Origin of the sequence: Halocynthiibacter styelae (assembly GCF_016123485.1) — a bacterium.
Classification (GTDB): Bacteria; Pseudomonadota; Alphaproteobacteria; order Rhodobacterales; family Rhodobacteraceae; genus Halocynthiibacter; species Halocynthiibacter styelae.
Genome location: NZ_JADCKQ010000002.1, coordinates 259,069 through 285,686, shown reverse-complemented (window position 1 = coordinate 285,686; position 26,618 = coordinate 259,069). Strand labels below are relative to the sequence as shown.

Genomic DNA, 26,618 nt, shown 5'->3' with positions numbered 1-26,618 from the left:
GGCCCTTGTTTTTCGTGCTTCTGGGCTGTGGCCTGGTTTGGGGGCTGTCGTTCCCGCTGAACAAAATCGCTGTGTCCGAAGGCTATCGCGATTTCGGGATCATCTTTTGGAACCAGTTCATCTGCGCCGCTCTTCTGTCCCTGATCTGCTGGCAACGCGGTGTCTGGCCCGGGTTCAAACGTGACCAGATCCGGCTGTATCTGGCGGTGATGCTATGCGGAACATTGCTGCCGAACTGGGCGTCTTATACGGCGTCGGTTTACCTGCCTGCGGGCGTCGTGGCGCTGCTGATTTCACTGGTGCCGATGTTCGCCTTTCCCATCGCGCTGGCGCTTGGGTCTGAGAAATTCAACTGGCGTCGTTTCGCCGGGCTGTTGACCGGCATGCTGGCGGTGATCCTGATTGCAGGGCCAGAGGCCAGCCTGCCAGACCGCGCCATGGTGGTCTTTATTCCACTGGCGTTGATCGCGCCGTTTCTATACGGGCTGGAAAGCAACCTTGTGGCGAAATGGGGTGACACGGGCGAAGGTCCGGTGCGTGTTCTTCTGGGCGCAAGCATTCTGGGCAGTGTCGCAAGTCTGCCTATCGCCCTGATGACCGGCACGTTTATCACTCCGCCCACCACCTGGGCCGCCCCCGATTTCGCCATTGTCATGGCTTCCCTGATCAACGTGATCGCCTATACAGGCTACGTCTGGCTGGTGGGCCGTGCTGGTGCGGTGTTCTCAGCCCAGGTCGCCTATATCGTCACCGCGTCCGGCCTGCTCTGGTCCATGCTTCTGTTGTCCGAGAGCTATTCCAGCTATATCTGGATTGCCCTTGTTCTGATGATGGCAGGGCTGTTTCTGGTGCAGCCGAGGGGGAAAGAAAGTCAAACATGACCTATAAGCTGAAACTCATGTTTGAATGGGGTGGAGGGTGTCTCTGGTGTGATGACGATAACGCCAGGAATGAATTTGATGTTGGTCCCATCGAAGATAAGCTTCCGATCTCTCAAAGCACCAAAGAAAAACTATCAGACCTGAACATCTGACATGACCAGGCTCTTGATTGGAATGATCCCGATAGTCCTGGCCCGTGGTCCAACGCCGACTATTCACAACTTGAAGACCAGGCACTAATCCTTTTGATCTCTTTACAAAGTGAGTTAGGGCAAGCCTTTGCAATACGCTATGTTCCCCTGGGTTCTTTCAAAGAATGAACACCGCACTTGCGCCCATCCCCATAAACCGCGACACTCAGTGCGGTTTAACGAATATGGGCTCAGATGATTTTAGCTGAAATTCTATCCCCTACGGGACAGGCCATCGTCGCACTTTGCGTCGTGGCTGCGATGTTTGTGCTGTTTCTGCGCGAAAGTTATCCAACCGAAGTTGTGGCAATTGCCGGCGTGGCCCTGATGCTGGCCACGGGCATCCTGCCCTATGAAAAAGCACTGCCGGTGCTGGCAAACCCGGCACCCTGGACGATTGCGGCGATGTTCATCATCATGGGGGCGCTGGTGCGCACGGGATCGCTTGACTGGTTCACGCAATTTGCCGACCGCAAGGCCAAGACCCAGCCGGTTCTCGCTGTGGCAATGTTGATGGGGTTTGTCATTCTCAGCTCTGCGATTGTGTCGAACACCCCGGTCGTTGTTGTGATGATCCCGGTGTTTGTACAACTGGCCCGTACCCTTGATCTGCCGGCTTCGAAAATGCTGATCCCCCTGTCTTATGCTGCGATCCTTGGTGGTACGCTGACTCTGATCGGCACATCCACCAACCTGCTTGTTGATGGTGTTGCGCGCGCAAATGGGATGGAAGCTTTTTCGATCTTTGAAGTCACGCCTCTGGGCATTATCCTTGTAATCTGGGGCATGATTTATCTGCGCTTTATCGGGCCGAAATTGCTGCCGGATCGTGGGTCTATGGCGGATATGCTGGGCAAGATTTCGAAGAAGAAATTCTTCACCGAGGCCGCGATCCCCCCGGAAAGCAACCTGATCGGCCGTGAGGTTAAAACCGTTCAGCTGTTTAAGCGCGAAGGCGTGCGCCTGGTGGATGTGTTGCGCGGCGATCAGTCCCTGCGCCGGAACCTTGATGTGGTGACATTGCAGGTCGGCGACCGGGTGGTTCTGCGTACCGAAATGACCGAACTTTTGTCCCTGCAACGGAACAAAAGTCTGAAACGCGTGGATCAGTTGTCTGCTGTGGAAACCACCACGGTTGAAGTGCTGATTTCACCTGACACAAAGATGGTTGGCCGGTCGCTTGGGTCCCTGCGTCTGCGCCGCCGTTATGGTGTTTACCCGCTGGCGGTGCACCGGAAAAACCAGAACATCGGGCGTCAGCTGGACGATCTGATTGTGCGGGTTGGGGATACGCTTTTGCTGGAAGGCGCGCCGGAAGATATCGCACGCCTGGCCCAGGATATGGGGCTTGTCGATGTGTCAAAACCCTCTGGCCGGGCCTACCGCCGCAGCCATGCGCCAGTGGCGATCGCAGCCCTTCTGGGGGTCGTGATCCTGGCGGCGTTTAACGTTGCACCGATCTTCCTGCTGTCGATAATTTCTGTCGCGCTGATCTTTCTGTCGCGCTGTATTGACGCCGAAGAAGCGTTTTCCTTCATTGATGGTCGCCTGCTTGCGCTGATCTTCTCGATGCTTGCGATCGGGGCGGCGCTGGAAGCTTCAGGGGCCGTCAAACTGATCGTGGACGCCATCGCGCCGGGCCTTGGCCTGTTGCCGCCTTTCCTGATCGTCTGGGCGATTTATCTGTTGACCTCGGTGCTGACAGAGCTTGTGTCCAACAATGCGGTTGCGGTGGTTGTGACACCGATTGCGATTGGCCTGGCCGATGCGCTTGGCGTTGATGCCCGCCCGCTGGTCGTGGCTGTGATGGTGGCCGCAAGCGCAAGTTTCGCCACACCAATTGGGTATCAGACCAACATGCTGGTCTATGGCCCCGGCGGATATAAATTCACCGACTTCATGAAAATCGGGATCCCGCTGAACCTGACAATCGGTCTGCTGGCTTCCGTCCTGATCCCGGTCTTCTGGCCGTTGTGATGATCCCGGAACTGTTCGCACAGGGCTGTCATGTGGCTGCATTGTCTGCGGCCAACACCGATAACGCCGGGGAGAGTGTCGCATGGGCGCTTTCAATGCTGGAAGCAGGGTGCGATGAAATGGATGTCATCATTCTGGCCGGTGAGATGCCACCCCACCATTGGACTGAACTGCAGCCTCTGGTGCGTGCGGCTGCGCAATCCGTAGGCATTCAGTTTCCTGAGACGGGCCAGGAAATAGAAAGATACGCCGCACTGCCGCTTGTTCTGAACCTGGCCGGGAGTTCGCAGGAAATTTCTGCAATGACATTGTTTCAGCTTGAACAATTGTGCATCGCGTTTGGGTCGTTTGGGTCGTTTGGGTCGTTTGGGGAAACCAGTGGTTTTCGTATGCTTTGGGATAAGTATTATTGCCTGCTTGAACAGGAAGATCTGTACTATCGGGACAAGCAGGCGCTGAGGGCTGCGCATCAGACCGTGCGTCAGGAAGCCATATCGTGGATTTCTGAACACTTCCCACAGCATCATTGCGCGTTATTGCACGGTTGACCGATCAGGCATGTCAGGGGCATCCTCTTGTCAGGAGGAACCCCAATGACATCCGGCACATCATTTGATCGCGACAAGCTTGCGAAAATTCATGACCATCTGCATTCCCACCTGCCACCGGAACCTGCCCTTCGGGTGAAGGCGCTGGAAAGCCTGCTTGTGGAACGGGGCCTGGTGGCCACAGAAACGCTCGATGCCTGGGTGGAAGCCTATTCAGAAGACATCGGCCCCAAACGCGGTGCGCAGGTTGTGGCACGCGCCTGGCTGGATGCGGATTTTAAAGCGCGTCTGATGGAAGATGCGGCGCAGGCGATCACCGAATTTGGATTTGAAGGCAAAGCAACCGGCGATCTGAAAGCGGTGGAAAACACCGATGACCAGCACAATGTCGTCGTCTGCACCCTGTGTTCCTGTTATCCGTTTTCCCTGCTGGGCCTGTCGCCTGCCTGGTACAAAGCATCAGCCTATCGCGCGCGTGTGGTGCGCGAGCCACGTAAAGTGTTGGAAGAATTTGGCGTCTCGCTTGGCGATGACGTTGCCGTGCGCGTCTGGGACAGTACTGCGGAATTGCGTTACCTGGTGGTGCCGCAACGCCCGGCCGGAACCGAAGGCTGGAGCCAGGAACAACTGGCTGCCCTCGTGACACGCAATTCCATGATTGGCACTGATCGCGATCTGGAGGTGAAGTGATGGATACGATCCATGATCTGGGCGGTAAGCAGGGGTTTGGGCCGGTTGATGTGAATGAACCTGAGGCCCCCTGGCACTATGACTGGGAAGGGCGCATGTGGGCGATGGCGCAGTCTTCACGCAACACCAGCGTCACCATCGACTGGTGGCGTCACGTGGTCGAACAACTGCCCCCACACGCCTATATGACCATTCCATATTTTGAGAAATGGTGCATGACGGATCTGGCTCTGGGCGTGGATTGCGGGACCTTCACCATGGAAGACGCCCTGAATATCGTGGGGAAGAATGCTTTGCGTGCGGAAGGTGCATCCAGGCCCGAAGTTCTGAATAAGGAACAGATCCTTGAAAAGAACCGCACCTCTGTCAAAACATTTGAGGAAGAGGTCGATTTCGCGCCTGCCTTTGCGGTTGGGGATCCGGTGAAAACCCTGTCACATTCGGTCCCTACACACACCCGGCTGCCCGCCTATGCCCGTGGCCGGTCTGGAAAAATCCTTGCGCAGCGCGGCGCACATCCGCTGCCAGATAAATCCGCACAGGGACAGGAGGTGCCCGAACATCTTTACACGGTGGTTTTCACCGCACAGGAACTTTGGGGCAAGGATGCCGATCCGCGTGATACCGTGACCCTCGATCTGTGGGAGAGCTACCTTGAGCAATTGTAATATCCCCCGCGAATTTGGCCCTGAAGACGCACTTGCCCCGGATGCACCGAAATTTGGCGAGGCCTGGCATGCGCAGGTTCTGGCGATTGCGGATACGCTGGTCACATCCGGCCAGATCAGCGCCACCGCCTGGGCTGAAACGCTTGGCGCAGAACGCGACGCAGATGAAAGCGCCGGGCGGGCGGATACCGAAGAAACGTATTATGAGGCTGCTTTGCGGGCGCTTGAAAGGCTGCTTGACGGTGCTGAAATTGTCGCGTCCGGTGATCTTAAAACCCGGCGTGACACCTGGGAACGCGCCTATCTGGCGACGCCACATGGCGCACCGGTGGAACTGACCGCGGGAGAAAAATGAAACGTATCTTTCTGTTCCTGGCGCTGGCAGGCTGCACCATGCAGGATGCCCCGCCTGTGGTCACCCCTGCTGCCGCTGTGCTTTACCGCGACACGGTCACGGTGCAGACATCTGATGGTGCGCTCTGTACCGGCCCGCGCAACAGATCTGGCAACACATGGTCCGGCACATTGGGCGGCTGCCCCCATGCCTGGCCCTATCAGGTGATCCGGAATACGACCCGCCCGCGCCTGCCTCTGGCAGCGGGCAGTAATGGTACGTCCGGTGTAACCCTTGAGACGCCAATGGGCCCGCAGGAATTCTCTGGCTGACCTTTTCATCTTGCCAGAAATACTCCAGGGGGTACGGGGGACTGGTCCCCCGTTTACAGAGGCCAGAACACCAGAATTGACGGGATAGAAACCGCCACGATCAAAATCTCAAGCGGCAGGCCCATCCGCCAGTAATCGCCAAAACCATAGCCGCCCGGACCCAGGATCAACGTGTTGTTTTTATGACCAATTGGCGTGAGGAAGGCACAGCTTGCGGCCACGGCGACGGCCATCAGGAAGGGATCCGGGTTGACGCCCATGCTTTGGGCCATCTGGATGCCCACGGGGGCGGCAACAATGGTGGTGGCGGTGTTATTCAGCACATCTGACAGGGTCATGGTCACGATCATCAGAACCGTCAGCACGGCCCAGGCCGGCAGACCTGCCGTCAGGCTGGTCAGGCTGTTTGCAATCAGTTCCGTGCCGCCGGAGCTTTCCAGGGCCGCCCCCAGCGGGATCATCGATCCCAGCAACACCACCACGGGCCACTCAATATGATCGTAAAGTTCCTGCACGGACAGAATATTGGTCAGCACATAAGCGACCACCACCACACCAAGGGCAACTGGCAGGTAGATCAGACCAAGGCTTGCCGCAAGAACCGCGCCGCCGAAAATGCCAATTGCCATCCAGGTCTTGGTGTTTTCTGTCACCTGCAATCCACGATCTGCAAGCGGCAGACAACCCAACCATTCCGTCACGTCAGACGCATGACCATCAGGGGTGAGTAACAGAAGAATATCGCCTGGGCGGATTTCGGTTTTGCGCAATTGATGGGTGATCTTTTTACCTTCGCGGGAAATCCCCAGAAGGACCGTGCGCTGTCGCCAGCCAAGACCAATGGAAAGTGCGGTTTTGCCATCTATCCGGGCGCCTGCAGGGACGACGACTTCAATCGTGGTCAGGCCGGCCCCATCAGCGCGCAGCGCCTCCTGGCGCCTGGTTTCGGCGAAATCAAGCTTCAACGCAGCCCGAAATTCGTCCAGGGCATCTGGCGCGGCTTCCAGCACCAGGGCGTCCCCAGCCGCCAGTTTTGTGTTGCGCTGGGTGCCATAGCGTCGTTCGCCCTTTCGTACGAGGCCAAGGATTGCGACATCGGTTTTGTCGGCTTCCGCATATAGATCAGACAAGCGTTGTCCGATCAGCTTTGATCCTTCGGGCACGGTCAGTTCCGCAATATATTGTGCAAGACCATCCATGGGGTCGCCCGCCGCGCCTTTGTCTTCCCCCTGTGGGATCATCCGCCAGCCAATCAGGGCCACAAACGCCAGCCCCGCAATGGCCGCGATGCCACCCACGGGAGCAAAATCGAACATTTTAAACGGTTCGCCCAGGCTTTCGCCGCGAATGGATGCGATAATAATGTTCGGCGGCGTGCCGATCATTGTGACCATACCGCCCAGGATTGTTGCGAAGGACAGGGGCATCAGTGACAAACCCGGCCCACGTCCGGCCTTGCGTGCGGTTTGGATATCAACCGGCATCAACAGGGCAAGGGCGGCCACATTATTCATGAAAGCCGAGAGAACCCCACCAATGGCCCCCATCAAGGTGATATGCGCACCAAGGCTGCGCGTGCTGTCGACAAGGGTGCGGGTGATCAGGAAGACTGCGCCAGAACGTACAAGTCCGGCGGACACCACCAGAACCAGCGCCACAACAATTGTTGCAGGGTGCCCGAAACCATCAAATGCATGTTTTGTGTCAACGACGCCAAGGACGACGCCAGCCATAAGGGCAGCAAAGGCGACAAGGTCATAGCGGAACCGTCCCCAGAGCAGACCGGCAAAAACAAGGGCAAACAGGGAAAACAGAATAATCTGGTCAGTGGTCATGGAAACATCCGTTTTCTTTTAAAAGACCGGATCACGGGCATGATTGCAATCACTTGAGGCTTTCGCCCCCATGTTTTATAGAAGGCCAAAGCGAAATTCCGCCAAAGGGAGTTACCATGGCCGGCCATTCAAAATGGGCAAACATCCAACACCGTAAAGGTCGTCAGGATAAGCTGCGTTCAAAGATGTTCTCTAAGTTCTCAAAAGAGATCACCGTTGCTGCGAAAATGGGCGACCCGGATCCAGAGAAAAACCCGCGCCTTCGTCTGGCTGTGAAAGAAGCCAAGTCGAATTCTATGCCAAAGGACAACATCGATCGCGCGATTAAAAAGGCGATTGGTGGTGACGCCGAAATCTATGACGAGATCCGTTATGAAGGCTACGGGCCCAATGGTGTAGCGATCATCGTTGAAACCATGACCGACAACAAAAACCGCACTGCATCTACCGTGCGCTCCACGTTTTCTAAGAACGGTGGCAATCTGGGCGAAACCGGATCTGTTGGGTTCATGTTCGACCGTAAAGGCGAAATCACTTACGGTGCAGAAGCTGGTGATGCGGACACTGTGATGATGGCCGCGATCGAAGCGGGTGCTGAGGATTGTGAAAGCTCTGAAGATGGTCACACCATCATTTGTGGCGACACCGATCTGAACGAAGTGTCCACCGCACTTGAAGCTGAGCTGGGCGAATCCAATTCCACCAAGCTGATCTGGAAGCCGAACATGTCCACTGAGCTGGACCTTGAAGGTATGCAGAAGCTGATGAAGCTGATTGATGCGCTGGAAGATGATGATGATATTCAGCGAGTGACCGCGAATTTTGACGCCTCTGACGAGGTTCTGTCGCAGCTCTGATCTTTCTGATCTGATTGAATGAAAAACGGTCTCAGCAGTGGGGCCGTTTTTTTGTTTGTGAACGCTGAAAGGGTGAATACCGGTTTTCTAGTTTTCTAGTTTTCTAGTTTTCTAGTTTTCTAGTTTTCTAGTTTTCTAGTTTTCCGGTATTCTGGTTTTGCACCAGGCTTTCGCGCGCCAGTTTCACTACCGCCCGGGTCAGGGGGCGCAAAGGCCCGGCAACAATGCGGCTGACCTGCCAGTAAAGCGGTGTGTCATATTCCGGACGCCATCCAAGGGCCACAAGCGATCCGTCTTTGATTTTGTCGCGCACCAGGTTTTCCGGGTTCATGCCCCAGCCAAGCCCGGCTTCTGCAGCGCTGACAAACCCCTTTGTCGAAGGCAGCATGTGCTGACGTCGCAGCACCAAAGGCCGCCCGCATTCGCGTTGTACCCACAGATTTTGCAATCTGTCCTGACGATCAAACACAAGGGCAGGGGCGTTCTGCAGGCTTTCCGCAGTCACACCTTCCGGAAACCAGTGCTGTGCAAATTCAGGGCTGCAGGTTGCGACATATCGCAAGGCCCCCAAATGCGTGACATCACACCCTGCAACCGGTTGGTTTTCTGCTGTAATTGCGGCTTGAACCTTACCTGCACGCAGGCGGGACAACGTGTGATCCTGATCAACCGACGTCACATCAAACAGCAGATCGCTGTCCTCCTGTGCCCGTGCCATCGCCGGAATGAACCATGTGTCGAGACTGTCTGCATTTACGGCAATCCGGGCGCGCCGTGGACGATCCGTTCCGGTATCCGGGCGGAAGTGCTGGCTCAGATCCTGTTCCAGAAGGGCGATGGTTTCAGCATGTTGATACAATATCTGCCCGGCCTCTGTGGCTTCCACCGGTTGTGAACGGATCAGCAGGGTTCCACCTGCAACTTCTTCCAGGGCACGGATGCGCTGTGACACAGCCGAGGGCGTGATGTTCAGCCGTGCGGCAGCCGCATCAAAACTACCCTCGTTCAGAACCGCTGCAAGGGCGCGCAGATGTGCCTGATCAAACATTAGCATTCCTTAAGTTTGGTTAGAGTATTTAATTTGAATGATCTCGGTGCAAGTATTATTCCCGTCTGAACCACCTTTATGCGGAGAATAAAGATGCAGACAGCGCTTGCCGGATTTGCCCTTGGACTGACCCTGATCGTTGCAATCGGTGCCCAGAATGCATTTGTGCTTCGCCAGGGTTTACGACAGCAATATGTTTTTGCCATCTGCCTGACCTGTGCTCTGTCGGATGCCATCCTGATCATTGCAGGGGTTGCCGGATTTGGCTGGATGGTGGAACAGGCGCCCTGGATCAAACCCGCTTTCACCTGGGGTGGCGCGGCGTTTCTGATCTTTTACGGGCTGATGAACGCGCGGGCGGCCTGGAAAGGCGGCGAGAGCCTGGAGGCTGCTGAAAACACCCGCCAAAGCCTGGGTAAGACCCTTGCGATTTGTATGGCGCTGACCTGGCTGAACCCGCATGTCTACCTTGATACTGTGGTGTTGCTGGGGTCCGTGTCCACGGATTATGACAACCGCATTGCTTTTGCCGCCGGGGCGGTCACGGCGTCTTTTAGCTTTTTCTTCGCGCTGGGTTATGGTGCGCGTCTGCTGGCCCCACTATTTGCGCGCCCCATGGCCTGGCGTGTGCTTGATGGGCTGGTGGCACTAACCATGTGGGCGATTGCCGTAAAACTACTGTTCGCAGGCGAATGAGCTTGCAACCCGGGTCTGATCCGGGTCATCTGACCCAATGGATCAGAACGCGCAACAAGCTGACAGGCCCCTCGCCGGGGTCTTCTGGATGATCGTGACGGGCCTGTGCTTTGTCGCCGTCACCGCCACCGTGAAATATATGGATGGGTCTTTGCCCGCCGCGCAATTTGCCTTCCTGCGCTATTTCCTGGGGCTGGTGTTCGTCATCCCGATGATCCGCCCAATGCTGAATGCACCGATGACGCGCCAGATGCTAACGCTGTTTTCGATCCGTGGGGCATTGCAGACGGGGGGGGTGATCTGCTGGTTTTACGCTATGTCCCAGATCACCATCGCGGAAGTCACGGCGATGAATTATCTCTCACCGGTTTATATCACCATCGGCGCGGCGCTGTTTCTGGGCGAGAAATTCGCCGCGCGTCGTCTGATCGCGGTACTTGCAGCACTTGTCGGTGCCTTGATCATTCTGCGTCCCGGCGTGCGAGAGTTGTCATCCGGTCATTTCGCGATGATCTTCACAGCGATTTTCTTTGCGGCAGGCTATCTGATTGCCAAGCGTTTGTCCGGGCAGGTTTCCGCCGCTGTTGTGATCGGGATGCTGTCGATCACAGTGACGATCGGTCTTGCGCCTTTTGCCTGGATGGTCTGGCAGCCGGTGTCTTTTGAACAGGCAGCCTGGATGTTGCTGGTGGCAGCTTTTGCGACGGGCGGGCATTACGCGATGACGCTGGCGTTTCAGGCGGCACCTGTATCTGTGACCCAGCCGGTGACGTTCCTGCAACTGGTCTGGGCAACCCTTCTTGGGGCTGTGTTCTTTGCCGAACCCGTCGATCAATGGGTGGTGCTCGGCGGTTCCCTGATCATTGCGGCGATCAGCTATATTTCCTGGCGCGAGGCGCGGCTCAAGCGCCAGAAAAGTAATCCTGTAAAAACGAAGTCCTCGTAACAAAACAAACGGGTATGGGGGGCACGGCCCCCCACTGCTGCTCAGCTGCGAGGATCAAGAAGTTTGCTGAGCACCCGATCCTTTGTGATTTGGCCGATAATTGTGTCGCCGTCTTTCACGCCAACTGCATCTGTGCTGTCGCCGATCAGCTCCATCACCGCGCGGATGTCCATATCCGGGGCAACCGTGTGGTCTGGTGTTCCGGTAACAGGCACCATCACATCGCGCGCACAGAGAACGCCAAGCGGGTTCATATGGGCCACGAAATCCGCGACATATTCGTTGGCGGGGTTTGAGAAAATTTCCTGGGGTGTGCCGCATTGCACAATGCGCCCGCCTTCCATGATCGCGATGCGGTCACCTAGTTTAAAGGCTTCATCCAGATCGTGGCTGACGAAGATGATGGTGCGTTTCAGATCGCGTTGCAGATCCAGAAGTTCATCCTGCAACTTTGTTCGGATCAGCGGATCAAGCGCCGAGAAAGGTTCATCCATCAACAGGATAGGGGCTTCGGTCGCGAAAGCACGGGCCAGACCCACACGTTGTTGCATGCCGCCAGACAGTTCACCCACCTTACGATCTGCCCAGTCAGACAGACCGACAAGCGCCAGCTGTTGATCAACTTTCGCGTTGCGTTTCGCTTTATCCATGCCGGCAAGCTCAAGACCCAGTCCGGCGTTTTCACGCACGGAACGCCAGGGAAGAAGGCCGAATTGCTGAAACACCATGGACACGTGATGTTGGCGCACGTCGCGCAGTGTTGCGGCAGAGCAGGATGTCACATCAACCATTTCCTGGCCGTTGTTCACCCGCACAGCGCCACGCACAACCGGGTTCAGCCCGTTGACTGCCCGTAAGAGCGTGGATTTCCCGGACCCGGACAGGCCCATCAGAACAAGGATTTCCCCTTCGCCCACATCGATCGAACAGTCATGCACGCCCAGCACCTGGCCGGTTTCTTTCTGCACGTCAGATCGGGTTTTCATATCGTCCATCAGGGGCAGGGCGGTTTCCGGCTTGTCGCCAAAAACGATGGATACATTGTCGAATTCTACAGCATTGGTCATTATTTCGTCTCCACCCGCAGCATCCGGTCAAGGGCGATGGCCACCGCCACAATGACAAAGCCGCTTTCAAAACCTTTGGCGGCGTTCACAGTGTTCAGCGCACGGATCACCGGGATGCCAAGGCCGTCAGCGCCAACAAGGCCAGCGATCACAACCATGGACAGGGACAGCATAATTGTCTGGTTCAGGCCTGCCATGATTTGTGGAAAGGCATAGGGCAGTTCAACCTTGAACAGGGTTTCGCGTGGTGTCGCACCAAAGGCGCGCGCGGCTTCTTTCAGGGCAATCGGCACCTGGGAAACGCCGAGCTGTGTCAGGCGGATTGGGGCGGCGACCACAAAAATGAATGTCGCCACAAGACCCGGCACCATGCCAATGCCAAACAGCACGATCATTGGGATCAGATAAACAAAGGTCGGGATGGTCTGCATCATGTCCAGCACCGGTTCCACCGCTTTATATGCGCGGGGATTATGGGCGAAATAGATGCCAAGCGGCACGCCAAACGCCATGCAGAAAAAGCCGGCGTAAAGGATCAGGGTCAGGCTTTCGGCGGTTTCTTCCCAATAGCCCTGGTTGATCACATAGAGGAAGCAGAGCGTGACAATCACAACTCGTTTCCAGTCTTTCTGGATCAGCCAGGTGATACCGGCAAAAAGGGCGACCATCAGCAGGGCAGGCGGGTATTGCAGCAGGTCAACCGTTCCGTCGATAACCCAGGACAGCAGCGTTTCAAGGCCGTCAAAAAACCAGGAAAGATTGTCTTTCAGCCATTCGAACACGGCCTTCATCCATTTCCCGACAGGTATCTTTTCCTCTGTCAGCCATTCCATTGAACGCACCCTCCCCGGTGGTGATCTTTACGTCATGTGAAAGGCCCCGACCTGTGCCGGGGCCTTTCGTGTTCATCAAAGTTTAATTACATGCCAAAGGCGTGCTTCAGGGTGGCGTATGCGTCTTCGCCATCCTTGGATGTCACGCCAGCCAGCCATGGTTCAACCGCTTCGATGTTAGCGGTGATCCAGGTGCGCGCTGCATCGTCAGCTTCTTCGCCGCCGTCCAGGATCGCGCCCATGATTTCGTTTTCCATGCCAAGGCTGAATTCGAGGTTTTCCAGCATCTTGCCAACGTTCGGGCATTCAGCAACGTAACCTGCGCGGGTGTTTGTATAAACGTCACCTTCCGCGCCGAACCATTCTTCGCCACCAGTCAGATAGGTGACTTCGAAGTTGGAGTTCATCGGGTGCGGAGCCCAGCCAAGGAACACAACAGGTTCGCCCTTGCTGTCAGCGCGTTCAACCTGCGCCAGCATACCCTGTTCAGAGCTTTCAACAACTTCCAGCGCGGACATGCCGAATGTGTCAGCTTCGATCAGGTCCATAACGATGCGGTTGCCGTCGTTGCCTGGCTCGATGCCGTAAATGGTGCCGTCCAGCGCGTCAGCATGTGTCGCGAGATCTTTGAAATCTGCGATGCCAAGGGCTGCGCCAGCTGCGTTGGTTGCCAGTGTATAGGCGGTGCCATTCAGGTTTGCGCGGACAGTGTCAACGGTGCCAGCTTCGCGGTAAGCAGCGATATCGCCTTCCATTGTTGGCATCCAGTTGCCAAGGAATACGTCGATGTCGCCTTCGGCCAGAGACACGTAAGTCACTGGTACGGAGAGAACTTTGATGTCGGTTTCATAACCGATGGCTTCGAGAATTGTGGTGGTCACTGCAGTGGTTGCGGTGATGTCGGTCCAGCCCACATCGGAGAATGTGACAGTGCCACAGTCAGCAAGTGCCGGGCCTGCGAATGCGATCAGCGCGAGGGCGGATGCGGTCGTCTTGAGTTTCATTTGAGGCTCCCTGGTTTTTTCTTGATTGACGAGTCAATTAAAATCATTGAAAGCTATATGGCAAGCCTTTTGGAGAAAAAACATGCCTAAGCTCGGGATGGAGCCTATCAGGCGCGATGCCCTGGTAAAAGCGACGATTACGGAAATTGGCCGTGCCGGTTCCCTTGACGTTACGGTGTCGCAGATCGCGAAACGTGCCGGCATGTCGTCAGCCCTTGCGCATCACTACTTTGGCGGAAAAGAACAGATTTTTCTGGCCGCTATGCGTCATACGCTGTCTTTATACGGGGCATCTGTGCGCGGTGCTTTGTCCACGGTTAAAACCCCGCGTGAACGGGTGGAAGCTGTGATCGTTGCCAGCTTTGAACCCGGTAACTTCCGTCCCGAAGTTGTGGCGGCTTGGCTGAATTTCTATGTGCTTGCACAGACCTCTGATGAAGCACGCCGTCTGCTGCGAATCTATCAGAAACGGCTGAATTCGAATCTTCTTACCGGCCTGCGACCCCTGATGGGCGATGCCGCACAACACGCGGCGGCAGGCATTGGTGCGATGATTGATGGTCACTATATTCGTCGTGCCCTGCATGAAGTCGAAGAAGACGCCGAAGGCGCCGCTGACATCGTTCTGGAATATCTTCATGCCCTGCTGGAAGGGCGTAGATCCGTCCCGCAATAACACCCGGACCGCTGGTTCGTCTCTCTCTTACCCACTCTCTTTACGGAGGTTGCCACATGACACATCCCGCCCAACCCAAAGCCAGCCATTATATCAATGGCGAGTATGTAGAAGATACATCCGGTGCAGAAATCCCGGTGATTTACCCTGCCACCGGCGAAGTGATCGCAACCCTGCATGCCGCGACCCCGGCGATTGTCGATCAGGCGCTGGATGCTGCGAAGAACGCACAGAAAGAATGGGCTGCGATGTCTGGTACCGAACGCGGTCGTGTGCTGCGTCGTGCGGCCGATATTATGCGCGAACGCAACCACGATCTGTCCGTGCTGGAAACCTATGACACCGGTAAGCCGTATCAGGAAACATCGGAAGTTGACGCGACATCCGGCGCAGATGCACTGGAATATTTCGGTGGTCTTGCGGGTTCCCTGACCGGGGAACATATCCCGCTGGCCGGTGGCGATTTTGCCTATACCATCCGCGAGGCGCTGGGTGTTTGCGTGGGTATTGGTGCCTGGAACTATCCAACCCAGATCGCGTGCTGGAAGGGTGCGCCTGCGCTGGCATGCGGCAACACGATGGTGTTCAAACCGTCTGAATCCACCCCGCTTTGCGCACTGAAAGTCGCAGAAATCATGGTGGAAGCCGGTGCGCCAAAAGGTGTTTACAATGTTGTGCAAGGCTACGGCGAAGTAGGTGCAAAGCTTGTCACTGATCCGCGTGTTGCGAAAGTTTCCCTTACGGGTTCTGTGCCGACCGGTAAGAAAGTTTATGCGGCTGCCGCTGCGGAAATGAAGCACGTCACCATGGAACTTGGCGGCAAATCCCCGCTGATCATCTTTGATGATGCGGATCTGGAAAATGCAGTGTCCGGTGCGATCCTGGCGAACTTCTATTCCACCGGTCAGGTCTGTTCCAACGGCACGCGCGTCTTTGTGCAGAAGGGTATCAAAGAAGCCTTTCTTGCGCGTCTGAAAGAGCGTCTGGATGCGGGCATCAAGATGGGCGATCCAATGGATCCCGAGGTGAACTTCGGCCCGATGGTGAATGAAAATCAGCTGAACATCGTGAAGAAATACGTGGCGCTGGGTCAGGAAGAGGGCGCGCGTCTTGTGACGGGCGGCGGCTATCCTGAGAAGGACGGCTTTTGGGTTGAACCCGTGGTTTTCGCGGATGTTCAGGATGATATGACCATCGCCCGCGAAGAAATCTTCGGCCCGGTGATGTCTGTGCTGGATTTCGATACAGAAGAAGAAGTGCTGGCGCGTGCCAATGCCACTGAATTTGGTCTGGCCGCTGGCGTGTTTACGGCAGACCTGACCCGTGGTCACCGTATCGCGGCCGGATTTGAGGCAGGCACCTGCTACATCAACACCTATAATCTGGCCCCGGTTGAGGCACCTTTCGGTGGTTCCAAGGCTTCTGGTGTTGGTCGTGAAAACTCCAAGCTGGCGATCAACCATTATTCAGAAATGAAGATGGTCTACGTGAGCATGAATGACGTTGAGGCGCCTTTTTAAGGCGCACTCCCCTCCCTTGCGGGCGGGGCTCGCAAGGGCCCGCCCATAGACTGAGTGAAGAACATGGAAGCAGATTTTGTAATTGTCGGCGCAGGCTCTGCGGGTTGTGCGATGGCGTACCGTTTGTCCGAGGCGGGCGCATCCGTCATCGTGGTAGAATTTGGTGGCACGGACGCAGGGCCGTTCATCCAGATGCCGGCGGCCTTGTCTTATCCGATGAATATGCCGCTGTATGACTGGGGATTTCAGTCAGAACCGGAACCGAAGCTGGACAACCGCAAACTGGCGACGCCGCGCGGTAAGGTGATTGGCGGATCAAGTTCGATCAACGGAATGGTCTATGTGCGTGGGCATGCTCATGACTACGACACATGGGCTGATCTGGGGGCATCTGGCTGGGGCTATGCCGATGTGTTGCCCTATTTTAAGCGTATGGAAACCTGGCATGAAAGTGGCCAGGGTGGTGATGCCGAATGGCGCGGGAAAGATGGGCCTTTGCATGTGTCCCGTGGTCCCCGTGATAACCCGCTGCATGCGGCTTTCGTGAAGGCAGGCGCGCAGGCGGGTTATGAAACCACCGATGATTACAACGGTCAGAAACAGGAAGGCTTCGGCCCGATGGAACAGACCGTCTGGAATGGACGGCGCTGGTCTGCAGCGAATGCCTATCTGCGTCCGGCCCAGGCAACCGGGAAGGTCGAGATTGTCAAAGGTCTGGCTGAGAAAGTTGTCATTGAGGACGGTCGCGCAACCGGCGTGCAGCTGTCCCGTGGCGGCAAATCCGAGGTGATCCGGGCAAAGCGCGAAGTGATCCTTGCGGCAAGTTCTATCAATTCACCGAAACTTCTGATGCTCTCCGGCATTGGTCCGGCGGATCATCTGAAAGAACACGGGATTGAGGTGATCGCAGATCGCCCCGGCGTGGGTAAAAACCTGCAGGACCATCTGGAAGTGTACTTCCAGTTTGCTGCAAAGAAGAAGATCACGCTTTATCGGTATTGGAACCTGTTCTGGAAAGGTCTGATCGGCGCGAAATGGCTGTTCTTCAAGAAGGGCCTTGGGGCGTCAAACCAGTTTGAATCTGCGGCTTTCATCCGGTCCCGCAAGGGTCTGACCTACCCGGACATTCAGTACCACTTCCTGCCGATTGCTGTTCGCTATGATGGCCAGGCAGCGGCAGAAGGTCACGGTTTTCAGGCCCATGTCGGCCCGATGCGCAGCCCCTCACGCGGGGAAATCACGCTGAAATCTGCGGACCCGAAAGAAGCGCCGCGCATCTTCTTTAACTATATGTCCACCGATCAGGACTGGGTTGATTTCCGCCAGTGTCTGCGTCTGACCCGTGAAGTGTTCGAACAGGACGCGATGCAGGAACATGTGAAACATGAAATCCAGCCGGGCGCTGATATGGTTACGGATGAACAGCTGGATGATTTCATCCGGGAACATGCAGAAAGCGCTTATCACCCCTGCGGCACCTGTAAGATGGGCGCGGCAGATGATCCTATGGCGGTCGTTGATCCGGAATGCCGGGTGATTGGCGTGGAAGGTTTGCGTGTTGCGGACAGTTCCATCTTCCCGCAAATCACCAATGGCAACCTGAACGGGCCATCCATCATGGTGGGCGAAAAAGCGTCGGATCATATTCTCGGCAAGGCGATGTTGCCGCCGTCCAATGATGAACCCTGGGTGCATCCGGACTGGCAAAACAGCCAGCGCTAACAGCAAAAACTGCGACGGATCAGCGGGCCTTCGGGCCTGCTTTTCTTTTGTGGGGAAGGGGTGCGACAATCGTGTTTGATCCTGGTCAAAGCTGTCGTCGGATGTGTGGCCTAGTCTCAGAATCAACTGAGGATGAGAGGAGAGCGAACATGTCTCATACACCACACGAGCTGGCAGAAGAGTTTCCGGATTATGCGGAAAAGATGAGTGAGTTGAAGCAGTCCGACGCACATTTTGCGAAGCTTGCGGATGAATACCACGAAATCAACCGCGCGATTCACCGTGCTGAAACAGATGTTGAACCAACTGATGATCTGAACATGGCGACAATGCGCAAGCAGCGTATGGCCCTGAAAGATCAGATCTGGGGGCTGATCAGCGCCTGACACGAAATACGCGGGCCTTTCACCTGCCCGCGTACAATGGAAGGTCGTTGCGGAAGTCTCCCCGGATGTGTGCAATGACCTGCCTCCCTACACCGGTGCCTGGCGAGGCGCCGGTGTTTAAGTTTTTGAACCGATATTTGCCGAATTGACAGACCTCAGACGGAGAGCGTTGTTCTCAATCCTCTGTCGCAGACGTGACCGCGCCAGAAAGAAACTGTTCCAGACCCGCAACGGGGTTCGTTTGCCAGGTGTTGTCATGTCCGCCCCCCGGAACTTCGATGAATTGTTTGTTCGGGCTTGCTGCCGCCTGAAACACGGCCCGCCCCATGCGGAAGGGAATAACCCGGTCGTCCGTTCCGTGCAGGACCAGAAGTGGGGTGGTGATATTGCGGATCCGATCTTCGGTCGGAAAACGGTTTTTGAGGGCAAACAGAAGATGTCGAAACTGGGGGAATTCCTGCCGGATCATATCGGGGATTGATGTGAAGGGGGCTTCAAGGATCAGACCGGCGAGTCTTGGGTTGTCCTGAAGTCCCACAGCAAGACCCGTGCCAACGGCTCCTCCGATGCTTTCCCCATAGATCACGACAGGGCTGTCGTGGCTGCCGGTAAGCTGGCTGATCTGATCCCAGACTTCGCGGGCATCTGACAGGATTTTACGTTCAACAGCCGTGCCTGCGCTGCCAGATGATCCCCGATAGGACATGGCGACCAGGCCATAGCCGTGATCAATGAACCACTGATAGCGCCAGGCCCTGTTGGCGAAATTTCCGCCATTGCCATGAAAGTAAAGGATTGTCGCCTTACCCGCAGCGGGCGGTGCAGTCCAGGTGATGACCTCTGTCCGGTCACGCATGACCATCCGGTGTTCCTGCGCGGTGACGCCGGCGTGTTCCGGGCTGACGTAGTTGGGATCAAGGGGCCAGATCATACCGCGTTCAAACCGGCCGAGGCCGAAGAAAGCGATGAAGCCAATTGCTGCAATGTTCAGAAGGCTTTTCATTTAGCGCACCACTTTATACGGCAGAACGCCCCGCCGGTCCGGATCAACGGAAAGCTGGCGTTCAAGCGGGGGAACGGACCGCTGGTGGCAGCGTTCGCGTTCACAGATCCGGCAGGAAATGCCGATAGGTTCAAACGGTCCCTGACCCAGATCCATATCATCAGCGTAGACCAGGGCATCAGCGTGTTTCACTTCGCAGCCAAGGCCAATCGCATAGCGGCGCACCGGGGCTGCAAAGCTGCCACCGCTTTTGGACACATCCCGCGCGAGACACAGATAACGCACCCCATCCGGGGTTTCGGCAAGCTGGCGCAAAAAACGACCGGGCGTTTCAAACGCCTGATGCACATTCCACAGCGGACAGGCCCCGCCGTAACGCGCGAACTGCAGTAAGGTTGCGGAATGGCGTTTGGTAATAGTGCCGGCCTGATCTACGCGCACGAAGAAAAACGGCACGCCCTTGTCGCCCTTGCGTTGAAGTGTCGAAAGGCGATGTGCCACCTGCTCAATCGAGGCGTTGAAAAGATCTGCAAGGCGTTCCAGATCGTGCCGGGTTTCCAGCGTGGCCTGACGGAAGGCCCGGTAGGGCATCAGGGCTGCCCCGGCAAAATAGTTTGCCAGACCCATTTTCGCGATGGATCGCGAGGCCTCGGACTGAAAACGGGCGAAATCAAGCGTGGCTTCCAGCAGTTCATCCTGTGTCAGCAGGGCGATTTGCAAAAGGGCCTGAAACCGCCGGGTTTCAGGCGCGGCGCGGCGTGAAAGTGTCAGGCGGGAGTTTTCTGTGTCGAAGTGTCGAAGTGGCGCGTCATCAGAAAGAACCAGCTCAATGCCCAACGTCGAAAGTGTTCTGGCGATCAGGGCATCTGCATTCAGTTCACGCCCGCCGGGCATCGAAAAATGCTCTGCGGCGCGGTCAATTGCGTCGACGTAATTGTCACAATAGTGGAAGAAGTCCCGCACTTCTTCCCAGGGGCTGGTGGTGGCTGCCGTGCCATGGCCGCCCAGGGCTTCGTTCATCGCGGCCAGACGTTCCTGACTCTGGCGGTACGCGCCATGCAGGTTCAGAAACGCCCGGGCAAGCGCTGGCGCGTTCGATGCCGCAAGGCGCAGGTCTGCCAGCGGTACACCGGCGTCAACCAGCGATTCATTGCCGTCGGTGAAAACGGGATCTGCAAGGGCTTCGCGCATATCGCTGACCATACGTTCGCCGTCCCCTGTGGACAGTTCTGTGACGTCATAGCCAAACTCGCGCGCAAGCGCGAGAACCACGCCGGTTGATACGGGCCGGTTGTTGTTTTCCATCTGGTTGAGATAGGGCAGGGAGACTGACAGTTTTTCGGCAAACATCTTTTGCGTCAGGCCCAGGCCCGACCGGATTTCGCGCAGTTTTGCCCCAGCGTAGAGTTTCTGGACAGCCATTGACGGGTCTCGCTTTGCAGATTTGCTAATCGTCAGTATGGCATTTGCAAAATCTGCGCGGCAAGTCTTATTCGGCTTCCAGCCTTGCTTCGCGCACAGAAACAAGCCAGATCACCCCGCCCGCGGCGGCTGTGACCAGGAACATCATCCACAGCAAAGGTGTGGCACCTGTCTCATGGTTCAGAAGAGTGCCCGCCAAAGCAGACAGAGCCGCCCCACCAGCAAGCATGATGGCGCCAGACAGTCCGGATGCAGAACCGGCCAGATGGGGCCGTACTGACAAGGCACCTGCGGTTGCATTTGGGATAACCATGCCATTGCCCAGGCCGACAAAAATCATAAAGCCGAAGAACGTGTATTCACTGCCATAACCTGTAAGAAATATCAGCAGGGAAAGCCCCGTTCCGAAAGCCCCGAAGATTGTGCCTGTGGCGATCATGCGATTGATGCCCATGCGCACGGAATAGCGGCCTGAAATAAAGTTACCAATCATATAGCCAATTGCAGGCGCGCCAAAAAAGAAGCCCAGTTTCACTTTGCCCATGCCGAAGATTTCCTCTCCGACAAAAGTCGCGCCACCAAGATAAGAGAAAAACGCACCCGCCGTCAGCGCCGAGCTGATCGCATACCCCCAGAAACGCGGAGACATGAGAAGTTCGGGCATGTCCCGTATCTGACGTTGAAATCCGCCTTCACGACGTACCGCAGTTTCGCCCTGATCCTTCCAGCAGATCCCGAACAACAGAATGCCGGTCAGGAACATCACCCAGAAACTTGCCTGCCAGCCCCAGATGCTGTCCAGAACCCCGCCGATCCCCGGTGCAATCATCGGGATAACTGCCATCCCCATGGTGACATAGCCCATCATGGAGGCCGCTTCCTCTGCCGGGACCATATCGCGGATGATGGCGCGGGACAGAACCATTGCGGTCACGATCACGGCCTGGGCCATGCGAAACATCAGGAAAACTGCGGCGTTGGGGGCAAAGATGCAGCCGAGTGTCATCAGTATGAACAAGATGATTGCCACCAGGACCACCGGGCGGCGTCCGAAACGATCCGAGATCGGGCCGACGATCAGCTGCATGACTGCATTCATCCCAAGATAAAGCGCAACAGACAGCTGCATGACCCGGTATTCGACATCAAAATATTCGGCCATCCCCTGCAAGGACGGCAGGAAAATATTCATCGACAGTGTCGATACCCCGACCATCAGGATGAGGGTGGAAATATGTGGCGGTGTTGTGTTGTCGAAGTAACGGGATTTTGGCTTTATTGACATTGTCAATTAATGCAGTGCTTTGAATACGGAAGTCCAGAGAATTATCCGTTTATCCTCCACAATTGCACTGCCTTATTTGCTCTTCATGTGTTCGCTTTCGGTGTCGAAACAGTTGTCGAAAACTTCGCAGGAATAAGGGCGGCATTTGTCTGGCAGCAACTTGCTATTCTCTAAAGCTTTGCCTGAATTTCAGCCAATACGTTTACGTCAACTGGGTTTGTCTCTGGCTGGCGGTCAATCAATGCCTGGCCATACAGCGCAGCAATCCGGTATGCACCGTCCTTAGCTGCTTTATCTCGCACAAATTTCAGCAGTTTCAAGGAGTGAACCAAACGGATGTGGTGTGCAAACCACTGTTCTGTTTCACTAATGTTAACTTTAGTAGCCAAAGTCCGGACCAGTTTGTGATCTGCATGTTTCTGAATCGAATGAATAGCAGAAAGAAATTCTTTCTCACCGATTTGCGGTTGCTCCTCTTCCGTGAGACGCTCCAGGTAAGGTTGGGCATAGTCTGCACCGAACAGAGTTTCGTTCTGTGTCAGTTCCAGAAAATACTGTCGATAGGGTTCAATGGCCTCCATCCCTGCTCTGAAAATACGGCCAGACGGCAAATATTCGCTGCGATCCGTTGGAAATATATTGGCGTAGTTTCGCACGTTTAATGAAACTTCATCCCCATAGCTCAAAGTATTGCCGGGCCGGGAATGCAGGAACCTGTTCAGCTTTTGACGCAAAGCGATCGCCTTGCCGTAATCCTTCTTGTTGGCGACACCACCTGAAATATCATCTGTTTCCGGCAAGCCAACGATATGACGGAAATCATGGACAAGAGATCCGCCGACAAGTTTATCATCGAGACATCGACAAATCAGGTTTTCGGGACCGAACACATCAGTCAGCATTTCGATTTTCTCTTTTGCAGCAGCCAGAGGTCTGAAGCTGTTCGAGATCAGGAAACTATCATCAGCTGAGTTATACCGCAAAGATGCCTGATGAACACGGCTCAGCCACCAGGCGATCGGATTACGCAGATAAAGCACCACTTTGGGCGACAGAGACAGGCGTTTTGCATATTCAAAAGCATTCACAGCTGCAATCCGGCTGACAGGTGGTTCGTGATCCGAAAGCCCGTCCCGGAACAACCCTTCTGAAGAAATAACAATATTGCAACCTTGTGCGACAGCGTCTGTTATCTCTTTATGATAGGCCGCCCGTTGCGTGTCATACTGCGCCTGGTTCAGGGCAATTTCTTTGTTTGCATAAAACCGCTGTGGCCAACGGATATTTTTATGGTGCTCAAAGTCAAGAAACAGTGCAGATGCGACACCCTGATGCTTATTCCGAAAGTCTGTCGGATAGTAGACGCCCAGTTCCTGATGTTCTTGACGCCCTTCTGTCATATGCGACTGAATTGCCGTCGATCCGGTTTTCGGGGGGCCGATATGAAAGAATATTTTCTGATCTTGCGGCATATGACGGATCCGGAAATTGGTTAACTTAACAGACTATCGCGGCCGCATTCACCAGGTTCAACCCCGAATTTCCGATGTCGAAGCCAGGATTGGCATGGATCGCGCCCATGAGTGCCAGGCCAGAGTCCGGAAGTATGGCGGGTGGTTAACCGTGGAAAAAGCTGGAGCCCACCACTTTGTATGAATACTTGAGCAACTGGTAGCTTTTCATCAAAGGGTGCCAACATGACACTACATCATTGACTGAATTGATCGGCGAATATTCCGCATTCGAAAGTGTTAAGTCTATGGCACCAGCGCGCCGGTCTTGGTGCGAAGAATTTCTTCACGACCATCACAAGAAGGCTGCATTCTTAAGTTTACCCAACCGGCTATTTCAGGAGGCGCAAGATGCCATGAAGGCCTATGAGACAGGGTCTTGCCATCAGAAGAGGGCTGCCATAGCGCTTGGTCTTGCGGCCTGTGCTTCGGCGATTTGGACATCCCTGCCTCTGCGTATCTCGACGCTTTTGAACTTGAGTTACGGTGGTCCCGAAGCGGATGTGCAAATACACGGCGCTAGGCGTGGACTGCTTCTTACGACCCCGCCGGACATCGTAAAAAATGGGTACAGCCATCGCTACATTACCCTAACCCCAAAGCAGGGAGGGGATCCTCGCAAGATCGTAGAGTGGTTTGTGCAAACGGTCCGGCCTCATCTGCTCGAGAGGCATATAACTCCTCATCAACGCCGTGATGACCTGTTGTTTGGAGGGGTTTCCTATGCACGTCTGAGCAGTATCTGGCGTCAAGTAACGCTTGAAGCTGGCGTTCCAATGACACCGCATCAAGTCCGTCACGCTCTGGCAACCTTAATGGCCAACCAGAAGGAGGTAGATTATTCGATTATCGCAGCATTGCTGGGAGATACTGAAGCAACGGTGCGCAAAAATTACGTATTCGTCGATCAAGCGAGATTGCACACGGAGGGCCAAAAAATGTTGGCCCAAATCCAAGGTCACCTTCTGATGAAAGGCGCGGCTTGATGCAAGAACGCAAGTCGCTGCCTCTTGATCAGTTTCCACGCGAAATTCAGCGTGCCATCATGCGTTTCAAAACCCCTCGACGTGGGCGCAAAGGTTACTCTGAAGCCGCTATCCAGAACACGGTGTATGGCATTGGCCATTACCTCGCAGTGGTCCAAAATGTGGGGCTGCCCCTGGAAATTTCTCACGAAGGGCTAAGTGTCTTTATCGATAGCCTTGACAGCCGTGCGCTGCGTAGCAGCACACGTTTGACGTACCTTTCGGCGGTTCAGACAGTCGCGAAGGAGGTGAACTATCCTGCGGAAAAACGCCGTCTTATCCTTGAAGATTGCGAGATCTACCGGAGCGCAATGAAGAAAGAGGTTCCTACGAAGGTGAGAAAACTGGCGGCCAAGCCGATCACACTTCGTGATATCGCGAAGGCAGCGGTGGAATGGCGGAAGAAGGCTCAGCAAACCACCAATAACAGGCGCCAGACGTACTTTCAGCGGTCGGCATTTCTGGCTCTACTGAGCCTGACGCCGCTCCGCCTTCGGGATGTCAATGCACTCGAGGTCGGCGTACACGTCATTCGCCAGAATGAAGCGTGGGTGCTGCGGGTTGAATCCAGCAAGACCAATTTCCGGCACAGCGGCCCTCTGCATTACAGTTTGACGCCCTATCTTGATGATCTCTTGCTCTATGGCGAAAAAGGCCTTTGCCTCACGCGTTATGCGGAGCGTGTGGGAACTCGCCTATTCGCAAACCATATTGATGAACCGTTGTCCCTGAGGACGCTCGCAGCAGGTTTTAAAGTTGCCACGGGCCATTCTCCGCATATCGTCAGAACCCTGGTTCACGATGCAATGGCCGTGCATGGGGCGCATGGAAGCGATATTGCTCGAGTTTTGTGTGGTCAGACAAGCGTTCAGATCGCAAAAGTTTATGAGATTCATGCCGAAAGGTTCCGAGCAGAGAAAGCGCAGGAAGTATTGGCTGAAATCCAGCGACGAATGCCAATTTAGGAGGGGAGGTAAACCGAATGTTTATGCAAAGGCGGCATCGTACAATGTGGACACAAACGGGCTTGCCTCACCGTTCGGTGCCCCAGTTCCACTATTGACATAGTCGGGCCCGACGTTATTATCTGTAGCTACATTATGACCGGTGCTCCCTGACTTGGCCTCAGTCGCCTTGTTACAGCCCGGTCTTCTAACTTCTGGACATTGCCGCATCAACATTGAAGTATCTCAAGCAGTACAAATCGATCGATGCATGCATCGATATTATGTTGATAAGAGGTATGGCGATCCCTGATAGGAATCATGCCGCACGCTCCCTGCATCGCATCGGATACTATCGCCTCAGTGCGTTTGGGTATCCGTACCGTGACTTCTGCCCAATTCCGACTCCAGGGGGCGAGGCTGATGGGAGGGTTCGATGTGATAAATTCAAAGAAGGCACGACGTTTGATTATGTGATCGACTTCTACCTCTTCGACAAGGCCCTCCGCATGGAGTTACTGGACGCGATTGAGCGCATCGAAGTCGCTGTCAGAACCGCGATGATAGAAGTGCTTGGGGAACTCGGGCCACATGCACATCGTGATAGACGCTCGTACAAAGACCGTTTCAGCGAAAAAGATGCCAATGGCGATACGCCTCTCGGCCTCTTCATCGAGGGCTTGGATCAGCACTTCAAGCGCTCAAAAGAAGACTTTGCGAAGCATTTCAAGCTGAAATACTTCGGTCCTCCGCCGATCTGGATAGAAGCTGGGACATGGACCTGGGGCAACTTGACCCATATCATCGCCCACCTGTCCGACAAAAATAAAATGGCAATTGCGGAGCGCATCCACCCCGATCTTCCCATGAAGACATTCGCTTCATGGATCACAGCGCTTAACGATGTCCGCAACAGCTGCGCGCATCATGCGCGGACGTGGAATAAGCCCCTAGTTAACAGTCCTGGCGTTCCATCGAAAACGACATTTGGACAGCTCGACCACCTCCGCAAGTCTAGGATGGGGGATGATGCGCCCACGAAAAAGATCTATAGTGCGATCGTCGTCATGATCTTCATGCTGCGGCAGTTCTATCCAGGCACGGAATGGCACGTCCGGCTGCGCGAGATGATATTGACCCAGTACTTCCCTCGCGAGATCCACCCCCAGACCGCTGGGTTCCCGGAGGGCTGGGAACATGAGGCCATTTGGAGTTAA

The 26,618-nt window shown here is 55.4% G+C and carries 27 protein-coding genes; 18 read left to right on the top strand and 9 right to left on the bottom strand.

What is annotated here, in order from left to right:
* Positions 1-14: 14 nt before the first annotated feature.
* The 8 genes from H1D41_RS03600 (at position 15) to H1D41_RS03565 (ending at position 5,621) form a co-directional block, all read left to right on the top strand.
* On the top strand, positions 15-881 hold the full coding sequence (locus H1D41_RS03600; protein WP_228847772.1) for a DMT family transporter: 867 nt from the start codon (positions 15-17) through the stop codon (positions 879-881).
* On the top strand, positions 878-1,033 hold the full coding sequence (locus H1D41_RS03595) for a hypothetical protein (RefSeq protein WP_228847623.1): 156 nt from the start codon (positions 878-880) through the stop codon (positions 1,031-1,033). The genes H1D41_RS03600 and H1D41_RS03595 overlap by 4 nt, the downstream gene beginning before the upstream one ends.
* Positions 1,034-1,267: 234 nt before the next feature.
* Positions 1,268-3,049 carry an SLC13 family permease gene (locus H1D41_RS03590; RefSeq protein WP_228847622.1) on the top strand — a complete coding sequence of 594 codons (1,782 nt, stop codon included), beginning with the start codon at positions 1,268-1,270 and terminating at the stop codon, positions 3,047-3,049.
* Entirely contained in the window at positions 3,049-3,597 is a 549-nt protein-coding gene (locus H1D41_RS03585) for a hypothetical protein (protein WP_228847621.1), read from the top strand. Before H1D41_RS03590 ends, H1D41_RS03585 begins: the two co-directional genes overlap by 1 nt.
* A gap of 45 nt (positions 3,598-3,642) precedes the next feature.
* Positions 3,643-4,287 (top strand): nitrile hydratase subunit alpha, encoded by a 645-nt coding sequence (nthA, locus tag H1D41_RS03580; RefSeq protein ID WP_107495466.1) that lies wholly within the window; start codon positions 3,643-3,645, stop codon positions 4,285-4,287.
* Positions 4,287-4,955 carry a nitrile hydratase subunit beta gene (nthB, locus tag H1D41_RS03575; protein WP_228847620.1) on the top strand — a complete coding sequence of 223 codons (669 nt, stop codon included), beginning with the start codon at positions 4,287-4,289 and terminating at the stop codon, positions 4,953-4,955. Before nthA ends, nthB begins: the two co-directional genes overlap by 1 nt.
* Complete coding sequence (locus tag H1D41_RS03570) at positions 4,942-5,310, top strand: SH3-like domain-containing protein (RefSeq protein WP_228847619.1); 369 nt, start codon at positions 4,942-4,944, stop codon at positions 5,308-5,310. The genes nthB and H1D41_RS03570 overlap by 14 nt, the downstream gene beginning before the upstream one ends.
* Entirely contained in the window at positions 5,307-5,621 is a 315-nt protein-coding gene (locus tag H1D41_RS03565) for a hypothetical protein (protein WP_228847618.1), read from the top strand. Before H1D41_RS03570 ends, H1D41_RS03565 begins: the two co-directional genes overlap by 4 nt.
* 53 nt (positions 5,622-5,674) lie before the next feature.
* On the opposite strand, the gene H1D41_RS03560 is transcribed toward H1D41_RS03565, so the two are convergent.
* Positions 5,675-7,456 (bottom strand): SLC13 family permease, encoded by a 1,782-nt coding sequence (locus tag H1D41_RS03560; protein ID WP_228847617.1) that lies wholly within the window; start codon positions 7,454-7,456, stop codon positions 5,675-5,677.
* 116 nt (positions 7,457-7,572) lie between these two features.
* On the opposite strand from H1D41_RS03560, the gene H1D41_RS03555 reads away from it, so the two are divergent.
* Complete coding sequence (locus H1D41_RS03555; protein ID WP_107495471.1) at positions 7,573-8,313, top strand: YebC/PmpR family DNA-binding transcriptional regulator; 741 nt, start codon at positions 7,573-7,575, stop codon at positions 8,311-8,313.
* A 127-nt stretch (positions 8,314-8,440) separates the two neighbouring features.
* On the opposite strand, the gene H1D41_RS03550 is transcribed toward H1D41_RS03555, so the two are convergent.
* Positions 8,441-9,361: a LysR family transcriptional regulator ArgP gene (locus H1D41_RS03550; RefSeq protein WP_228847616.1), complete on the bottom strand. Its 921-nt coding sequence runs from the start codon at positions 9,359-9,361 to the stop codon at positions 8,441-8,443.
* A 93-nt stretch (positions 9,362-9,454) separates the two neighbouring features.
* Here H1D41_RS03550 and H1D41_RS03545 point away from each other — a divergent pair, with 93 nt between their 5' ends.
* Positions 9,455-10,057, top strand: coding sequence for a LysE/ArgO family amino acid transporter (locus H1D41_RS03545; protein ID WP_228847615.1), 603 nt, complete (start codon positions 9,455-9,457; stop codon positions 10,055-10,057).
* A gap of 37 nt (positions 10,058-10,094) precedes the next feature.
* The gene (locus H1D41_RS03540) at positions 10,095-11,003 is read left to right on the top strand and encodes a DMT family transporter (protein WP_228847614.1); all 909 of its coding nucleotides are present in this window, start codon (positions 10,095-10,097) and stop codon (positions 11,001-11,003) included.
* Positions 11,004-11,044: 41 nt separating this feature from the next.
* Here H1D41_RS03540 and choV read toward each other — a convergent pair whose 3' ends face one another.
* The 3 genes from choV to choX all read right to left on the bottom strand — a co-directional run bounded on the left by choV (position 11,045) and on the right by choX (position 13,907).
* Positions 11,045-12,070: a choline ABC transporter ATP-binding protein gene (choV, locus tag H1D41_RS03535; RefSeq protein ID WP_228847613.1), complete on the bottom strand. Its 1,026-nt coding sequence runs from the start codon at positions 12,068-12,070 to the stop codon at positions 11,045-11,047.
* Entirely contained in the window at positions 12,070-12,903 is an 834-nt protein-coding gene (choW, locus tag H1D41_RS03530; RefSeq protein ID WP_228847612.1) for a choline ABC transporter permease subunit, read from the bottom strand. Before choW ends, choV begins: the two co-directional genes overlap by 1 nt.
* Before the next feature lie 86 nt (positions 12,904-12,989).
* On the bottom strand, positions 12,990-13,907 hold the full coding sequence (gene choX, locus H1D41_RS03525) for a choline ABC transporter substrate-binding protein (protein WP_228847611.1): 918 nt from the start codon (positions 13,905-13,907) through the stop codon (positions 12,990-12,992).
* A gap of 82 nt (positions 13,908-13,989) precedes the next feature.
* On the opposite strand from choX, the gene betI reads away from it, so the two are divergent.
* The 4 genes from betI to H1D41_RS03505 all read left to right on the top strand — a co-directional run bounded on the left by betI (position 13,990) and on the right by H1D41_RS03505 (position 18,211).
* On the top strand, positions 13,990-14,583 hold the full coding sequence (gene betI, locus H1D41_RS03520) for a transcriptional regulator BetI (protein WP_228847610.1): 594 nt from the start codon (positions 13,990-13,992) through the stop codon (positions 14,581-14,583).
* Between the two features lie 56 nt (positions 14,584-14,639).
* Positions 14,640-16,103, top strand: a complete 1,464-nt coding sequence (betB, locus tag H1D41_RS03515) for a betaine-aldehyde dehydrogenase (RefSeq protein ID WP_228847609.1) — start codon at positions 14,640-14,642, stop codon at positions 16,101-16,103.
* 63 nt (positions 16,104-16,166) lie between these two features.
* On the top strand, positions 16,167-17,825 hold the full coding sequence (betA, locus tag H1D41_RS03510; protein WP_228847608.1) for a choline dehydrogenase: 1,659 nt from the start codon (positions 16,167-16,169) through the stop codon (positions 17,823-17,825).
* A 149-nt stretch (positions 17,826-17,974) separates the two neighbouring features.
* Positions 17,975-18,211 carry a YdcH family protein gene (locus H1D41_RS03505; RefSeq protein ID WP_228847607.1) on the top strand — a complete coding sequence of 79 codons (237 nt, stop codon included), beginning with the start codon at positions 17,975-17,977 and terminating at the stop codon, positions 18,209-18,211.
* A 175-nt stretch (positions 18,212-18,386) separates the two neighbouring features.
* Here H1D41_RS03505 and H1D41_RS03500 read toward each other — a convergent pair whose 3' ends face one another.
* The 4 genes from H1D41_RS03500 to H1D41_RS03485 form a co-directional block, all read right to left on the bottom strand.
* Entirely contained in the window at positions 18,387-19,214 is an 828-nt protein-coding gene (locus H1D41_RS03500) for an alpha/beta hydrolase (RefSeq protein WP_228847606.1), read from the bottom strand.
* Positions 19,215-20,636 carry a helix-turn-helix domain-containing protein gene (locus H1D41_RS03495; protein ID WP_228847605.1) on the bottom strand — a complete coding sequence of 474 codons (1,422 nt, stop codon included), beginning with the start codon at positions 20,634-20,636 and terminating at the stop codon, positions 19,215-19,217.
* Between the two features lie 67 nt (positions 20,637-20,703).
* The gene (locus H1D41_RS03490) at positions 20,704-21,921 is read right to left on the bottom strand and encodes a multidrug effflux MFS transporter (RefSeq protein WP_228847604.1); all 1,218 of its coding nucleotides are present in this window, start codon (positions 21,919-21,921) and stop codon (positions 20,704-20,706) included.
* Positions 21,922-22,091: 170 nt separating this feature from the next.
* Complete coding sequence (locus tag H1D41_RS03485; RefSeq protein WP_228847603.1) at positions 22,092-23,393, bottom strand: hypothetical protein; 1,302 nt, start codon at positions 23,391-23,393, stop codon at positions 22,092-22,094.
* Positions 23,394-23,632: 239 nt separating this feature from the next.
* Here H1D41_RS03485 and H1D41_RS03480 point away from each other — a divergent pair, with 239 nt between their 5' ends.
* The 3 genes from H1D41_RS03480 (at position 23,633) to H1D41_RS03470 (ending at position 26,618) form a co-directional block, all read left to right on the top strand.
* Positions 23,633-24,418, top strand: coding sequence for a site-specific integrase (locus H1D41_RS03480; protein ID WP_228847602.1), 786 nt, complete (start codon positions 23,633-23,635; stop codon positions 24,416-24,418).
* Positions 24,418-25,422, top strand: coding sequence for a hypothetical protein (locus H1D41_RS03475; protein ID WP_228847601.1), 1,005 nt, complete (start codon positions 24,418-24,420; stop codon positions 25,420-25,422). The genes H1D41_RS03480 and H1D41_RS03475 overlap by 1 nt, the downstream gene beginning before the upstream one ends.
* Positions 25,423-25,700: 278 nt before the next feature.
* Entirely contained in the window at positions 25,701-26,618 is a 918-nt protein-coding gene (locus tag H1D41_RS03470) for an Abi family protein (RefSeq protein WP_228847600.1), read from the top strand.

What these genes read in the sequence shown, in the direction of transcription:
- H1D41_RS03595 (WP_228847623.1), top strand. Translation starts at nt 878, where the DNA reads ATGACCTATAAGCTGAAACTCATGTTTGAATGGGGTGGAGGGTGTCTC.
- H1D41_RS03590 (WP_228847622.1), top strand. Translation starts at nt 1,268, where the DNA reads ATGATTTTAGCTGAAATTCTATCCCCTACGGGACAGGCCATCGTCGCA.
- H1D41_RS03585 (WP_228847621.1), top strand. Translation starts at nt 3,049, where the DNA reads ATGATCCCGGAACTGTTCGCACAGGGCTGTCATGTGGCTGCATTGTCT.
- nthA (WP_107495466.1), top strand. Translation starts at nt 3,643, where the DNA reads ATGACATCCGGCACATCATTTGATCGCGACAAGCTTGCGAAAATTCAT.
- nthB (WP_228847620.1), top strand. Translation starts at nt 4,287, where the DNA reads ATGGATACGATCCATGATCTGGGCGGTAAGCAGGGGTTTGGGCCGGTT.
- H1D41_RS03565 (WP_228847618.1), top strand. Translation starts at nt 5,307, where the DNA reads ATGAAACGTATCTTTCTGTTCCTGGCGCTGGCAGGCTGCACCATGCAG.
- H1D41_RS03560 (WP_228847617.1), bottom strand. Translation starts at nt 7,456, where the DNA reads ATGACCACTGACCAGATTATTCTGTTTTCCCTGTTTGCCCTTGTTTTT.
- H1D41_RS03555 (WP_107495471.1), top strand. Translation starts at nt 7,573, where the DNA reads ATGGCCGGCCATTCAAAATGGGCAAACATCCAACACCGTAAAGGTCGT.
- H1D41_RS03550 (WP_228847616.1), bottom strand. Translation starts at nt 9,361, where the DNA reads ATGTTTGATCAGGCACATCTGCGCGCCCTTGCAGCGGTTCTGAACGAG.
- H1D41_RS03545 (WP_228847615.1), top strand. Translation starts at nt 9,455, where the DNA reads ATGCAGACAGCGCTTGCCGGATTTGCCCTTGGACTGACCCTGATCGTT.
- H1D41_RS03540 (WP_228847614.1), top strand. Translation starts at nt 10,095, where the DNA reads ATGGATCAGAACGCGCAACAAGCTGACAGGCCCCTCGCCGGGGTCTTC.
- choV (WP_228847613.1), bottom strand. Translation starts at nt 12,070, where the DNA reads ATGACCAATGCTGTAGAATTCGACAATGTATCCATCGTTTTTGGCGAC.
- choW (WP_228847612.1), bottom strand. Translation starts at nt 12,903, where the DNA reads ATGGAATGGCTGACAGAGGAAAAGATACCTGTCGGGAAATGGATGAAG.
- choX (WP_228847611.1), bottom strand. Translation starts at nt 13,907, where the DNA reads ATGAAACTCAAGACGACCGCATCCGCCCTCGCGCTGATCGCATTCGCA.
- betI (WP_228847610.1), top strand. Translation starts at nt 13,990, where the DNA reads ATGCCTAAGCTCGGGATGGAGCCTATCAGGCGCGATGCCCTGGTAAAA.
- betB (WP_228847609.1), top strand. Translation starts at nt 14,640, where the DNA reads ATGACACATCCCGCCCAACCCAAAGCCAGCCATTATATCAATGGCGAG.
- betA (WP_228847608.1), top strand. Translation starts at nt 16,167, where the DNA reads ATGGAAGCAGATTTTGTAATTGTCGGCGCAGGCTCTGCGGGTTGTGCG.
- H1D41_RS03505 (WP_228847607.1), top strand. Translation starts at nt 17,975, where the DNA reads ATGTCTCATACACCACACGAGCTGGCAGAAGAGTTTCCGGATTATGCG.
- H1D41_RS03500 (WP_228847606.1), bottom strand. Translation starts at nt 19,214, where the DNA reads ATGAAAAGCCTTCTGAACATTGCAGCAATTGGCTTCATCGCTTTCTTC.
- H1D41_RS03495 (WP_228847605.1), bottom strand. Translation starts at nt 20,636, where the DNA reads ATGGCTGTCCAGAAACTCTACGCTGGGGCAAAACTGCGCGAAATCCGG.
- H1D41_RS03490 (WP_228847604.1), bottom strand. Translation starts at nt 21,921, where the DNA reads ATGTCAATAAAGCCAAAATCCCGTTACTTCGACAACACAACACCGCCA.
- H1D41_RS03485 (WP_228847603.1), bottom strand. Translation starts at nt 23,393, where the DNA reads ATGCCGCAAGATCAGAAAATATTCTTTCATATCGGCCCCCCGAAAACC.
- H1D41_RS03475 (WP_228847601.1), top strand. Translation starts at nt 24,418, where the DNA reads ATGCAAGAACGCAAGTCGCTGCCTCTTGATCAGTTTCCACGCGAAATT.
- H1D41_RS03470 (WP_228847600.1), top strand. Translation starts at nt 25,701, where the DNA reads ATGGCGATCCCTGATAGGAATCATGCCGCACGCTCCCTGCATCGCATC.